Origin of the sequence: Acidovorax sp. LjRoot74, from assembly GCF_964254355.1 — a bacterium.
Taxonomy (GTDB): domain Bacteria; phylum Pseudomonadota; class Gammaproteobacteria; order Burkholderiales; family Burkholderiaceae_C; genus Acidovorax.
The window spans coordinates 781,102-793,811 of sequence record NZ_CAXUTI020000001.1; the positions used below are offsets into that span (position 1 = coordinate 781,102).

At 63.3% G+C, this 12,710-nt stretch carries 9 protein-coding genes; 4 read left to right on the top strand and 5 right to left on the bottom strand.

Annotation, left to right across the window (positions count from 1 at the left end; genetic code table 11):
• Genes ACSQ3O_RS03660 through ACSQ3O_RS03675 form a run of 4 tightly spaced genes read left to right on the top strand, consistent with a single transcriptional unit; the run spans position 1 to position 4,909 of the window.
• Complete coding sequence (locus tag ACSQ3O_RS03660) at positions 1-810, top strand: enoyl-CoA hydratase/isomerase family protein (RefSeq protein ID WP_137747004.1); 810 nt, start codon at positions 1-3, stop codon at positions 808-810.
• Positions 807-2,825 carry a biotin carboxylase N-terminal domain-containing protein gene (locus tag ACSQ3O_RS03665; protein WP_436137893.1) on the top strand — a complete coding sequence of 673 codons (2,019 nt, stop codon included), beginning with the start codon at positions 807-809 and terminating at the stop codon, positions 2,823-2,825. Before ACSQ3O_RS03660 ends, ACSQ3O_RS03665 begins: the two co-directional genes overlap by 4 nt.
• Positions 2,822-3,994, top strand: a complete 1,173-nt coding sequence (locus ACSQ3O_RS03670) for an acyl-CoA dehydrogenase family protein (RefSeq protein ID WP_436137894.1) — start codon at positions 2,822-2,824, stop codon at positions 3,992-3,994. The genes ACSQ3O_RS03665 and ACSQ3O_RS03670 overlap by 4 nt, the downstream gene beginning before the upstream one ends.
• A gap of 18 nt (positions 3,995-4,012) precedes the next feature.
• A complete protein-coding gene (locus ACSQ3O_RS03675) occupies positions 4,013-4,909 on the top strand; it encodes a 3-keto-5-aminohexanoate cleavage protein (protein ID WP_436137895.1) in 897 nt (298 codons plus the stop codon).
• 220 nt (positions 4,910-5,129) lie between these two features.
• On the opposite strand, the gene ACSQ3O_RS03680 is transcribed toward ACSQ3O_RS03675, so the two are convergent.
• The 5 genes from ACSQ3O_RS03680 to ACSQ3O_RS03700 form a co-directional block, all read right to left on the bottom strand.
• A complete protein-coding gene (locus tag ACSQ3O_RS03680) occupies positions 5,130-6,548 on the bottom strand; it encodes an SIR2 family protein (protein WP_436137896.1) in 1,419 nt (472 codons plus the stop codon).
• Positions 6,549-6,651: 103 nt separating this feature from the next.
• Positions 6,652-8,826: a 3-hydroxyacyl-CoA dehydrogenase NAD-binding domain-containing protein gene (locus ACSQ3O_RS03685; protein ID WP_436137897.1), complete on the bottom strand. Its 2,175-nt coding sequence runs from the start codon at positions 8,824-8,826 to the stop codon at positions 6,652-6,654.
• Positions 8,827-8,849: 23 nt separating this feature from the next.
• Positions 8,850-10,055 (bottom strand): acetyl-CoA C-acetyltransferase, encoded by a 1,206-nt coding sequence (locus ACSQ3O_RS03690; protein WP_436137898.1) that lies wholly within the window; start codon positions 10,053-10,055, stop codon positions 8,850-8,852.
• 78 nt (positions 10,056-10,133) lie between these two features.
• Positions 10,134-11,300, bottom strand: a complete 1,167-nt coding sequence (locus ACSQ3O_RS03695; RefSeq protein WP_436137899.1) for an acyl-CoA dehydrogenase family protein — start codon at positions 11,298-11,300, stop codon at positions 10,134-10,136.
• Positions 11,301-11,430: 130 nt separating this feature from the next.
• Positions 11,431-12,597 (bottom strand): ABC transporter substrate-binding protein, encoded by a 1,167-nt coding sequence (locus tag ACSQ3O_RS03700; protein ID WP_436137900.1) that lies wholly within the window; start codon positions 12,595-12,597, stop codon positions 11,431-11,433.
• Positions 12,598-12,710: the final 113 nt, after the last annotated feature.

Consider the following 12,710-nt stretch of genomic DNA (forward strand, 5'->3'; position numbering starts at 1 on the left):
ATGACTGATTCGCTGTTGATCAGCCGCATGCCGCTGCCCAGCGGCAGCGTGGAAACCTGGACGCTCAACGACCCGGCCAGCCGCAATGCGCTGTCAGAAGCCATGGTGGACGCCCTGCTGGCCGCGTGCGAGCGCGCTGCGGCAGATGCCGACTTGCGTGGCGTGGTGCTGCGGGGTGCCGGTGGGCACTTCTGTGCGGGCGGCAGCCTGGGCGGTTTTGCCAAGACCATCGGCCAGCCACTGGCTGCGGGTACATCCGACCCGCTGGTGCCGCTGAACCGCCGCTTTGGCACGCTGCTGCAGGCGCTGTGTGCGTTGCCGCAGTGGTTCATCGTGGCTGTGGAGGGCGCCGCGATGGGCGGCGGCTTTGGGCTCGTGTGCTGCGCCGACCATGTGCTGGCCCACACCAGTGCACAGTTCGCCACGCCCGAGGTCACACTGGGCATCGTGCCTGCGCAGATTGCACCGTTTGTCGTGCGGCGCCTGGGCCAAGCGGCAGCGCGGCGGTGTTTGTTGACAGGCGAGCGCTGGGATGCTGCGACAGCTCAACGTGCGGGGCTGGTGGATGAGGTGGTCGCTGGCGACATGGAGGCTGCTGTGCAAGCCGCCATCGCGCGCCACGCCGCCGCAGCGCCGCAGGCCGTGGCCGCCACCAAACGTTTGTTGCTGGCCCAGACTGATACGCCGTTGCCCGCGCTGCTGGATGAGGCAGCGATGGCTTTTGCGCAAGCGCTGCGCGGGCCTGAGGCGCCGCAAGGGCTGGCGGCATTTGCCGCGCGCAAGGCACCGCCGTGGAGTGCGAAGCTATGAAAAAGATCCTTGTAGCGAACCGATCAGAGATCGCCCGCCGCATCATCCACACCGCCCAGCGCATGGGCATTGAAACGGTAGCCGTCTACTCCGACCCCGATGCCAACGCCCTGCATGTGCGCGAAGCCACGCAGGCCGTGGCCTTGGGCGGTGCGGCCAGTGCCGACACCTACCTGCGCATCGACAAGCTGCTGGCCGCCGCCCGTGCCACCGGCGCAGATGCCGTGCACCCCGGCTATGGCTTCCTCAGCGAGAACGCTGAATTTGCCCAGGCCGTGGTGGATGCGGGCCTGGCGTGGATCGGCCCGCCACCCGCTGCCATCCGTGCACTCGGCAGCAAGGCCGGGGCCAAGGCGCTGGCCCAGGCGCATGGCGTGCCCTGCCTGCCCGGCTATGCGGGGGAGGACCAGAGCGACGAACGTTTGGCCGCCGAGGCCGCGCGCATCGGCACGCCCCTCATGGTCAAGGCTGTGGCGGGTGGGGGAGGGCGCGGCATGCGCTTGGTCACCGACCTTGCGCAGTTGTCTGCTGCGCTCGCCAGCGCCCGGTCCGAAGCGCTGGCGGGTTTTGGCTGTGGCGACCTGCTCATCGAACGCGCGCTGCTGCAGCCGCGCCATGTGGAGGTGCAAGTCTTTGCCGACGCCCACGGTGCGTGCATCCACCTGGGCGAGCGCGATTGTTCGGTGCAGCGCCGCCACCAGAAGATCATTGAAGAGGCACCCAGCCCGGCGGTGGACGCAGCGCTGCGCGAGCGCATGGGCGCGTGCGCCGTGGCGCTGGCCCAGGCCGCTGGCTATGTGGGTGCAGGGACCGTGGAGTTCTTGCTCGACGGCAGTGACTTGAGCGCCGCCGGGCCGCCCCAAGGCGCGAAGGCCCCCTCGGGGGGCAGCGAACCACGCGAAGCGGGGAGCGTGGGGGCGCAATTCTTCTTGATGGAGATGAACACCCGCCTGCAGGTGGAGCACCCGGTGACCGAAGCGCTCACGGGGCTGGACCTGGTGGAGTGGCAAATCCGCGTGGCGCGGGGCGAGCCGCTGCCGCTCGCGCAAGACCAGGTGCATCTGCAAGGCCACGCCATCGAAGTGCGCCTGTGCGCCGAAGACGCGCACTTCCGCCCCCATACCGGTCGTGTACTGCAGTTCAGCGCGCCACCGGCCACCGCGTTTGAACGGGCTGCGCCGGGCGCGCTGCGCTTTGACCATGCGCTGGAGGAGGGGGCAGAGGTCACGCCTCACTACGACGCCATGCTGGGCAAGCTCATCGTGCACGCGCCCACGCGGGCCGAGGCCATCGCCGCGCTGGTGCGCGCGCTGCACAGCACCCGCGTGCTGGGCCTGCCCACCAACCGCGCGTTTCTGGCGGCCTGCCTGCAGCACCCGGTGTTTGCCAGCGGGCAGGCGCTGGTGCCGTTCTTGTCCGAACATGCCGCAGATTTGCAAGATTTGCTATTGAAAAGTGAGCTTAAAGCGCTTGCTCACTGCGCGGTAGAGGCTATTTTTTCTTCAAAAATTTCGTCTGACTTGCCCTGTGCGCTCGCCCGCCCGATGCGTCTGCGCCACCAGGGCCAGGTACATCCCGTGGCCGTGCGGGAGTTGGGCGGTGGGCGGCTGCAGGTGGAGCAGGCCGGGGCAGAACCTGTGACATTGCAACTGCCCCAGCACGGCGTGTATTGCTTGGCAGTGGGCTCCCGGCGTTGGCACTGGCAGTCGGGCGGTGTGGACGGCTGGGTGGAAGACGCATCGTGGGAGCCCGCAGCGCGCGCAGATGCGGCGGGCGGCGTCACGGAGCTGCGCGCCCCCTTCAACGGCAAGGTGGTTGCGCTGCCTGTGGCCGCAGGCCAGGCGCTGGCGGCGGGCGACACGGTGGTGGTCATCGAATCCATGAAGCTCGAACACAGCCTGTCCAGCCCCGCAGCCGCCACCGTGGCCGAGCTACTGGTAGCACCCGGCCAGCAGGTGTCGCCCGGCCAGGTGCTGGCCCGCTTTGCACCCGCCACGAAAGGGGCTCCCGCATGACCGCCGCAGCCGATGCAAATTCCGTGAGCGACGAAGACCGCGCCGCCCTCACCGACACCGTCACCCGCTTTGCCCGCACCGAGATCGCACCGCATGTGGACGCGTGGGACGCTGCGGGCGAGTTCCCCCGCAGCCTGTACCGCCGCGCAGCCGACCTGGGCCTGCTCGGCCTGGGCTACCCCGAGCAGTACGGTGGCACGCCCGCGAGCTATGCGCTGCGCCTGCCGCTGTGGCGCGCACTCAGCCGCCACGGCGCCAGCGGCGGTGTGCTGGCCAGCCTGCTGTCGCACAACATCGGCCTGCCGCCCGTGCTGGCGCATGGCAGCGACGCCGTGCGTGCCGAGGTCATCCCGCCGGTGCTGGCGGGCGAGCAGATTGCCGCACTGGCGATTACCGAGCCCGGTGGTGGGTCCGACGTGGCGCAGCTCAGGACCACCGCGCGGCGCGAGGGGGATGACTACGTCGTCAACGGCGAAAAGGTGTTCATCACGTCGGGCATGCGCGCGGACTGGATCACCGTGGCCTTACGCACCGGCGATGCTGGAAGCAAGGGCGCTGGGGGAATCTCCATGCTGCTCATCCCCGGCCACAGCGCAGGCCTGTCGCGCAGCAAACTCGACAAGATGGGCTGGCTCTGCTCCGACACTGCCCACCTGCGTTTTGACAACGTGCGTGTGCCCGCTCGCTACCTGTTGGGCGAGGAGGGCGCAGGCTTTCGCATCATCATGGCCAACTTCAATGGCGAGCGCTTTGGCCTGGCCGCATCGGCGCTGGGCTTTGCCGAGGCCTGCTACGACGAGGCACTGGCCTGGGCCCGCCAGCGCAAGACCTTTGGCGCCGCGCTGGTGGAGCACCAGGTCATCCGCCACAAGCTGGTGGACATGCAGATGCGCGTCCAGTCCACCGCCGCGTGGTGCGAATCCGTGGCTGCGCAGGCCGACGCGGGGCGCACTGGCCCCGATTGGGTCGCGCAGGTGTGCATGTTGAAGAACCACGCCACCCAAACCATGCAGTTCTGCGCCGACCAGGCCGTGCAGATCCTGGGCGGCATGGGCTTCATGCGTGGCATCGTCAGCGAGCGCATCTACCGCGAGGTCAAGGTCATGATGATCGGCGGCGGTGCAGAAGAAATCATGAAAGACCTGGCTGCACGACAGCTCGGCATTTGAATGAAGGAGACAGGCCCCATGCACAGCACCGACCACGGTAACAAAGCCATCATCACCTGCGCGATCACCGGCGTGCTGACCGACCCCGGCCAGCACCACGTGCCCGTCACGCCCGAGCAACTGGCCAAAGAAGCCCGCCGCGCCTATGACGCAGGCGCCGCCGTGGTCCACGTGCACTTTCGCAACCAGGAGCCCGGCAAAGGCCACTTGCCCAGCTGGGATACGGAGGTGGCGCGCGACTGCGTGCAAGCCATGCGTGAGGCCTGCCCGGGTTTGATCATCAACCAGACCACCGGCGTGGTCGGCCCCAATTACCAGGGCCCACTCGACTGCCTGCGCGCCACCCGCCCCGAGATGGCCGCGTGCAACGCTGGTTCGCTCAACTACCTGAAGGTGCGCAGCAACGGCACCTGGGCCTGGCCGCCCATGCTGTTTGACAACCAGCCCGCCAAGGTCAAGGACTTCATCGACGTGATGCTGGAGACCGGCACGCTGCCCGAGTTCGAATGCTTCGACGTGGGCATCGTGCGCTGCGTGGAGATGTATGTGCAGACCGGCATGTACACCGAGCGCCTGCCTGAATACAACTTTGTGATGGGCGTCGAGTCCGGCATGCCTGCGGACCCGGACCTGCTGCCCATATTGCTCAAGCTCAAGATCAAGGACGCCCCCTGGCAAGCCACCGTCATCGGCCGCAGCGAGATCTGGCCCGTGCACCAGCGCGTGGCCGAGCTGGGCGGGCACCTGCGCACGGGGTTGGAGGACACGTTCTATCTGCCGGATGGGACGAAGGCGGATTCGAACGGGCCGTTGATTGAGAAACTGGCGGAGTACGCGCGCAATGCGGGGCGTGAGGTGGCTTCGCCGCAGGAGGCGCGGGGGATGTTGGGGTTGGAGGCTGCCGGCGTGCCATAAGCACTGGCGCCTTCCGTCGCATGGTTTTTCATCCTTGCAAATTGATCAGCCAGCGATCAATTTGCAAGGATGAGAGGGTGCACATGGTTCCGTAGGACGCGAAGAGATTTCCCAACCTCTTTGCCATGGCGTTCATGTGCCAAGATGATATTGAAAGTTAATCCCAAAAAGGACTGGAAGGTAAGTTTTCTTCGCCTTCCTACAGGGCTTAAAGAAAAAACTAGGGTTTTTTAAGTGGTGGAAGCGGTGGCAGCTTGATTTCCTGCGCATCGACTGAGTATGGCTCTTGGGCAATTGCTTTTCGTGCTAGGGTTACGAAGGCATCCGAATACTTGTGAGATGTGCTGGTGGCCGCCATTCCAAATTTCAGGGCGACATGATATCGGTTGTCGAAGCTTTTTATGTTAATTCCTGTTTTTTCTGTTATGTCTTTAATAAGTTGGTTGACCTGATAGACGTTTTTCAGATTCAAAATTTTGACAAGCTCTGTAATAACGTATTTGTGGGTTAAATTGATCTTTGTCGGATCGCCAACTGATGTGACGCCGAAGAGCTTCGCAAACGTTTCACCACTCTTGACTGCATCTTCCAGCATCTGGAAATCAATTTCGATGTGCTTCTTTGGAATATCCGATCGAACCAAATCGACTGCGCGAGCCATCAATGCGCGCAGCAGTTTTGTATCCACTTTTTCCAGATTCCCAGCTTGGCCGAATGCTCTAAAAACCCATTCAAAAGATGATGCGCTAATGCTCTTGATTCGAATGTTTCGATCTGGTGTCACCGCCAAGACTTTGTCCCTTGGGGGGTAGGAAGCGTCGGTAATGGCCTCATTTCTCTCTAATATGTATATATTGGGAACGAGATCATATTCGCTGGCTCGTACCATTCGATCCACGTCGGAAAGAATTTTCTTTATATTTGGGTCGTTTGCTCGATATCCAATGAAAACCAGTGGATGTTCGATGAAGTAGGTGAGTAATTTGGCACTCAAATACTTGTGATCTACATCGAAGCGCTGGTAATCGGCCTCATTTATGACGATTGTATTTGGTTGTGATACGCATCCATGAATCTTGAAGATCTCGCCAATTGCTAAAAAGGGCTTCCTTAGAATCTGTTGGCTAATAACGCGCTCGTAGTCGGGGAACAGCGGTTCGATGATCTCGTCATAGTTAGTCGTTACTATTGCATGGGCGCTGATTGCTTTGAGGGCCGCAATTTCCGCATCAAGTGCGGCTGATCCGTATGACCCCATTTTGTCGGGGCCAAGTTTTTTTAGTAGTTGAGCAATGGCATGCTTCATGAATATGTCGCTAGGCATATTCGCTGCAAAGTACTCGGCCGGGAAATTTTCTTTCCCCTCGTTCCACGCCCATTCGTGATATTTTTCAGAAAAGAGCGAGCCGATCTTTAAAAGATCATCCTTGTAAGTCTGCATGTAATAGACAAAATTTTTGTCTATGAGTGGGCAACCCTCTGCAAGCAGTTTAAGAAGCCCTTCCCAACTGGGGCCCTTGGCATATCGCTGTGTGAATCCTGAACCAATAAACAAGATGGGCTGGCAACTTGCATCGGCAATGACTTTTGCGATGTCTTCTGTGACCTCTTGCTGGTACTGCTTGTAGTCCATCGGCATGGATTGGCCCTTTCATGAGACAGCAAGTATCTATCAGGGGGGCAATCCGCTAGATGCCCACTCTCGCGCGGGTCACACATTTTTTCCCGTGATCAAACGTTTCTCACCGGTAGTCTGGGGCAAGTCTATTTGTAGCTTCGAGCGTCTCGGCATCTATCGCGAACCCTGTTCCATGCTTTTTTGCTAGTTCGGTTGCCCTCTGCAAGAACGCTTCAATTCCAGTCCCGTAGACGAACTGCATCGCCCCCCCCGTCCACGCCGGAAACCCGATCCCAAAAATCGACCCAATGTTCGCGTCATGCACGCTGGTCAGCACACCCTCGGCCAAGCAGCGCGCGGTTTCGATGGCTTGGCGGTAGAGCAGGCGGTCCTGAATTTCCTGCACGCTCCATTCCACACCGGGCTTTTCGAATAGAGGTTTCAGCTCAGGCCACAGGTGCTTCTTGGCACCTGCAGGGTAGTCATAGAAGCCACCGCCACCCGCACGGCCGGGGCGCTTGAGCTCTTTGACCATGCGTTCCACCAGCAGCTCTCCGGGCGTGGCGTTGTACGTCTTGCCTTCGGCGGCGTAGTCGGCGCGGGTCTGGTCCAGCACATGCACGCTCAGGGTCAGCGCAGTTTCGTCCAGCACGGCCAGCGGCCCCACGGGCAGGCCCGCCTGCATGGCGGCGTTTTCAATCGCGGCGGCGGGGATGCCTTCGCCCAGCATGGCAGCGCCTTCCATCACAAAGGTGCCGAAGGTGCGGCTGGTATAGAAGCCGCGTGAGTCGTTGACCACGATGGGCACCTTGCCCAGGGCCTGCACGTAGTCGAAGGCGCGGGCCACCGTCTCATCGTCGGTGGCCTTGCCGCGGATGATCTCCACCAGCTTCATCTTGTCCACGGGGCTGAAGAAGTGGATGCCGACAAACTTCTCGGGCTTGCTGCTGGCCGTGGCCAGGCCGCTGATGGGCAGGGTGGAGGTGTTGCTGGCAAAGAAGCCGCCGGGTGCCAATTGCGGCTCGGCTTCTTGCGTCACCTTGGCCTTGAGGTCGCGGCTTTCGAAAACGGCTTCGATGATGAGGTCGCAGCCCGCCAGGTCGGCCGCGCTGGCGGTGGGCGTGATGCGGGCCAGCAGTGCCTGCTGCGCTTCGGCCGTCATGCGGCCTTTGTCCACGCGGGCCTGGGTGAGTTTGGCGCTGTAGGCCTTGCCCGCCTCGGCCTTCTCGGTGCTCACGTCCTTGAGCACGGTTGCGATGCCTTTGCTCGCCTGGGCCCAGGCGATGCCCGCGCCCATCATGCCCGCGCCCAGGATGCCGACCTTTTGCGGCTTGTAGCGCGGGGCCGAGCCAGGGCGTGACTTGCCGCTCTTGATCGCGTTCATGTCGAAGAAGAACGTGTTGATCATGTTGCGCGCGACGGGGCCGGTCATCAGGCGGGCGAGGTAGCGGCTTTCGATGCGCAGGGCGGTGTCGTAGTCCACCATCGCGCCTTCGACCATGGCGGCCAGCGCCGCCTCGGGTGCGGGGTAGCGGCCTCGGGTGGTCTTCTTGAGCATGGCGGGCGCCACGGTGAGGGCGCCAGCGATCTTGGGGTTGGCAGGTGTGCCGCCGGGCATCTTGTAGTTCTTGTCGTCCCACGGCTGCACCGCGTGTGGGTGGGTGGCGATGTGGGCCAGCGCGGCGGGCAGCAGTTGCTCGCGCGTAGCGACCAGCTCGTGCACCAGTTGCAGTTCCAGCGCCTCGGCGGGGTTGAAGAGCTTGCCTTCCAGGATGTAGGGCTGCGCGCCCATCAGCCCCAGCAGGCGCGTCATCTTGGTCACGCCGGTGGCGCCGGGCATCAGGCCCAGCGTGACTTCGGGCAGGCCGAACTGGATCTTGGGGTCGGCCACGGCGATGCGGTAGTGGGCGACCAGCGCCACCTCCCACCCACCGCCCAGCGCTGCGCCATTGAGGCAGGCCACCACGGGGATACCCAGCGTTTCGAGCGTGCGGAAGTGCTTCTTCATGCGCTCGATTTCGCCAAACGCGTTGGGCGCATTGGCGGGTGTGAGGCGCATGGTGGCCTTGAGGTCGGCACCGGCAAAGAAGCTGGTCTTGGCCGATGCCAGCACGATGCCTTTGAGCGCGGGGCCCAAGCGTTCGCGGTCGCCCAGCACCTGGGCCGTGACCTCGCCCAGCTCTTGTTGCCACTGGCGGCACATGGTGTTGACGGGGGAGTTGGTTTCGTCAAAGGTGATGACGACAACTTCGCCGTCGGTGCCCTGGGCGGGGATGAGTTCGTAGCGGATGGTTTGCATGTTGTTGTCTCCTTCCCAGTCAATCAGATTCGCTCGACGATGGTGGCAATGCCCATGCCGCCGCCCACGCACAGCGTGGCCAGGCCATAGCGCTGGCCCCGGCGGTGCAGTTCGTCAATCAGGGTGCCGAGGATCATGGCGCCTGTGGCGCCCAGCGGGTGGCCCATGGCGATGGCGCCGCCGTTCACGTTGACCTTGTCGTGTGGCACGCCCAGCTCGCGCATGAAGCGCATGGGCACGGCGGCAAAGGCCTCGTTCACTTCAAACAGGTCGATCTGGTCGATGGTCATGCCTGCACGGGCCAGCGCCTTCCTGGCGGCGGGCACGGGGCCGGTCAACATGATGGTGGGGTCTGCACCGCTGAGCGCCGTGGCCACGATGCGTGCGCGGGGCGTGAGGCCGTGGGCCTTGGCGGCGGCCTCGTTGCCGATGAGCACGGCGGCGGCGCCATCCACAATGCCGGACGAGTTGCCCGCGTGGTGCACGTGGTGGATGCGCTCCACCTGCGGGTAGCGTTGCAGCGCCACGGCGTCAAAGCCCATGCCGCCCAGTTGCTCGAACGATGCCTTGAGCGCTCCGAGGCCTTCGAGGGTTGTCTTGGGCTTGATGAACTCGTCTTCGGCCAGGATGGTCTGGCCGATGAAGTCGCGTACGGGTACGACCGAATTTTTGAAGTAGCCCGCCGCGCGCGCGGCGGTGGCGCGGCGCTGCGATTCGAGTGCGAAGGCGTCCACGTCGGCGCGGGTGTAGCCGTCCAGCGTGGCGATCAGGTCGGCGCCGATGCCCTGGGGCACGAACAGCGTGGCGGAGTTGGTCTCCGGGTCTTGCGCCCAGGCGCCGCCGTCGGAGCCGATGGGCACGCGGCTCATGCTCTCCACGCCACCTGCCACCACCAGGTCCTCCCAGCCGCTGCGCACCTTTTGCGCGGCCAGGTTCACGGCTTCGAGGCCCGAGGCGCAGAAGCGGTTGACCTGCACGCCCGCGCAGCGAAAGTCCCATCCGGCCTTGAGCGCCGCCACCTTGGGCAACACCGAGCCCTGCTCGCCCACGGGCGAGACGATGCCCATGACCACATCGTCCACCGCGGCGGTGTCAAAGCGGTGGCGCGCTTGCAGTTCGGTCAGCAGGCCCACCAGCAGGTCGATGGGCTTGACCTCGTGCAGGGTGCCGTCCTTCTTGCCCTTGCCGCGCGGGGTGCGCAGCGCGTCGAAAACGTAGGCTTCGGTCATGGTGTGGTCTCCAGATTTGAATGAAATTGGCCGTTTGCGCGCGTCCATCAAGCGCTATTAGCTATAAAAATTGAAGCGTCAGCGCGCTGGCAGGCCCATGCCGCGCGAGATGACTTCTTTCATGATCTCGTTGGTGCCGCCATAGATGCGCTGCACGCGCGCGTCGGCGTAGGCGCGGGTGATGGGGTACTCCCACATGTAGCCGTAGCCACCAAACAGCTGCACGCATTCGTCCATCACCTTGCACTGCAGGTCGGTCGTCCAATACTTGGCCATGCTGGCGGTCTGGGTGTCGAGCTGGTCTTTCACGATCAGCTCGCAGCATTTGTCCACAAACACGCGGGCCACCTGCACCTGGGTCTGCAGCTCGGCCAGGGTGTAGCGGGTGTTCTGGAAGGCGGCGACAGGCTGGCCGAAGACCTTGCGCTCTTTCACATAGTCGAGCGTCCAGTCAATCGCGGCCTGGGCAGCGGCCACTGCGGTGATGGCGATCTGCAGGCGTTCCCACGGCAGCTGCTCCATCAGGCAGATAAAGCCGCGCCCTTCCATGGCGGGACCGCCCAGCAGGTTCTCCACCGGCACCTTCACGTCATTGAAGAACAGCTCGGAGGTGTCCTGTGCCTTCATGCCCATCTTCTTGAGGCGCTGGCCTTTTTCAAAGCCGGGCATGCCGCGCTCCACCAGCAACAGGCTGGTGCCCTTGGCGCCTGCTGCCGGGTCGGTCTTGGCGACCACGATGACCAAGTCGGCATGCCAGCCGTTGGTGATGAAGGTCTTGCTGCCATTGAGCACATAGTGGCTGCCGTCGGCGCTCTTGATGGCGGTGGTCTTGATGCCTTGCAGGTCGCTGCCTGCGGCGGGCTCACTCATGGCGATGGCGCCCACCACCGCGCCGCTGGCCATCTGGGGCAGGTACTTTTGTTTTTGCGCCTCGGTGCCGTAGTGCAGGATGTACGGCGCCACGATCTCGCTGTGCAGGCCAAAGCCGATGCCCGTGGTGCCCGCGCGCGCCAGCTCTTCCATCTGTGCTACCGAATACAGCTTGTCGGCCCCGGCGCCGCCGTATTCCTCGGGCAGGCTCATGCACAGAAAGCCGTTGGCGCCCGCCTGGCTCCACACCTCGCGCCCCACGTAGCCCTGGTCTTCCCAGTCGGCGTGGTGGGGCGTCACTTCTTTCTCGATAAAGCGGCGGAAGCTGTCGGCAAAGGCCTGGTGGTCGGGCTGGAAGAGGGTGCGTTCGATCATGGTGCTGGCAGATCCTATTTATGCAAAGTTACTGCTTGGTTAAAATCATTTTGCCACCGACGCCGCCGAAACGCACCCCCTGAAATGCAAAAGCCGCCCGAGGGCGGCTTGAGTGCGGCGGGTCAGGCGCTCATGGCTTGACGTAGTCGGAGACCACCTTCCACTTGCCGTCGGTGATCTGCGACAGGCGCGAGAGGTCGCTGCCCAGGCGCTTCTGGGGGCCAAAGGTGCCCTCGGCGCTGCCGAACATGTCGGGCGGGATCACCATGGTGTCCATGGCCTTGATGAAGCTGTCGGTGCTCAGGTTGGGGCCTGCCTTCTGGGCCGCCTTGATGAACGCATCGACCGCGTTGTAGCCGTAGACCGAGAAGACGGTGGGGTCTTCGTTGAACTTGGTCTTGTACTTGTTGGCCCAGAAGCGGATGGGCTGGCTGGCCTCGTCCAGGTAGGGGTGCTGCACCGTCATGGTGGCGTACAGGCCATCCATGGGCTTGCCGCCCAGCTTGTGGATGAGGTCGGTGTAGGCGGCGCTGGAGCCGAGGAAGGTGGGGTTGAAGCCCGTCTTGCGCGCCTCGCCAATCGTGCCAATGGTCTCGCGGATGATGGTGCCCAGGATCACGAAGTCGCATTCGGACGATTTCATCTTGGCGACCTGCGAGGAAAAGTCGGTGGCGCCGCGCTTGTACGAGGTCTTCTCGGCAAAGTCCATGCCCATGGACTTGAGCGCTGCCTCGCCGCCGCGCATCACCTCCAGGCCGAACTCATCGTCCTGGTAGATGGTGCAGATCTTCTTGGCGCCTTTTTCCTTGATGAGCTTGGGGGCCGCCAGGCGGATCTGGTCGTAGTAGGTGGCGGCAAACGAATACTTGAGCTTGTGGAAGGGCTCGTACATTTCCCGCGCAGCGGTGACGGGGAAGAAGTTGATCACGTTCTTGCTGAACTGCACGGGCATGGCGGCCAGGTTCTGCGCCGTGCCGATGTGCGCAATCATCATGAAGATCTTGTCCTGGTTCACGAGCTTCTGCGCGGCCAGCACGGCTTTCTTGGGGTCGTAGCCCGAGTCTTCCACTTTCAGGTCGAGCTTGCGGCCGTTCACGCCGCCTTGCTCGTTGGCCTCGTCCACGCGCAGCATCATGCCCAGCCGCACCTGCTTGCCAAACCCGGCCAGCGGGCCCGACAGGTCCTGGATGGACCCCAGCGTGATGGTGTCCTTGCTCACGCCCTGGCTGGGCTGGGCCTGGGCGGAGGCACCGGCCATGGCCACGAGGGCCAGCGCGGCGATGTGATGAAACTTCATGGCACGTCTCCTTCGGTTGGATCGAAACAAAAACGATCGCTCGTTATAGAACGATGCCCCGGGTGGGGCACCAGCACTTTCCCTATCCTGATGGGCGTGGCCTGTCGTTGCGT

Bases quoted from the DNA above. Each gene is read 5' to 3' on its own strand.
- ACSQ3O_RS03660 (WP_137747004.1), top strand. From the start codon at position 1: ATGACTGATTCGCTGTTGATCAGCCGCATGCCGCTGCCCAGCGGCAGC.
- ACSQ3O_RS03665 (WP_436137893.1), top strand. From the start codon at position 807: ATGAAAAAGATCCTTGTAGCGAACCGATCAGAGATCGCCCGCCGCATC.
- ACSQ3O_RS03670 (WP_436137894.1), top strand. From the start codon at position 2,822: ATGACCGCCGCAGCCGATGCAAATTCCGTGAGCGACGAAGACCGCGCC.
- ACSQ3O_RS03675 (WP_436137895.1), top strand. From the start codon at position 4,013: ATGCACAGCACCGACCACGGTAACAAAGCCATCATCACCTGCGCGATC.
- ACSQ3O_RS03680 (WP_436137896.1), bottom strand. From the start codon at position 6,548: ATGCCGATGGACTACAAGCAGTACCAGCAAGAGGTCACAGAAGACATC.
- ACSQ3O_RS03685 (WP_436137897.1), bottom strand. From the start codon at position 8,826: ATGCAAACCATCCGCTACGAACTCATCCCCGCCCAGGGCACCGACGGC.
- ACSQ3O_RS03690 (WP_436137898.1), bottom strand. From the start codon at position 10,055: ATGACCGAAGCCTACGTTTTCGACGCGCTGCGCACCCCGCGCGGCAAG.
- ACSQ3O_RS03695 (WP_436137899.1), bottom strand. From the start codon at position 11,300: ATGATCGAACGCACCCTCTTCCAGCCCGACCACCAGGCCTTTGCCGAC.
- ACSQ3O_RS03700 (WP_436137900.1), bottom strand. From the start codon at position 12,597: ATGAAGTTTCATCACATCGCCGCGCTGGCCCTCGTGGCCATGGCCGGT.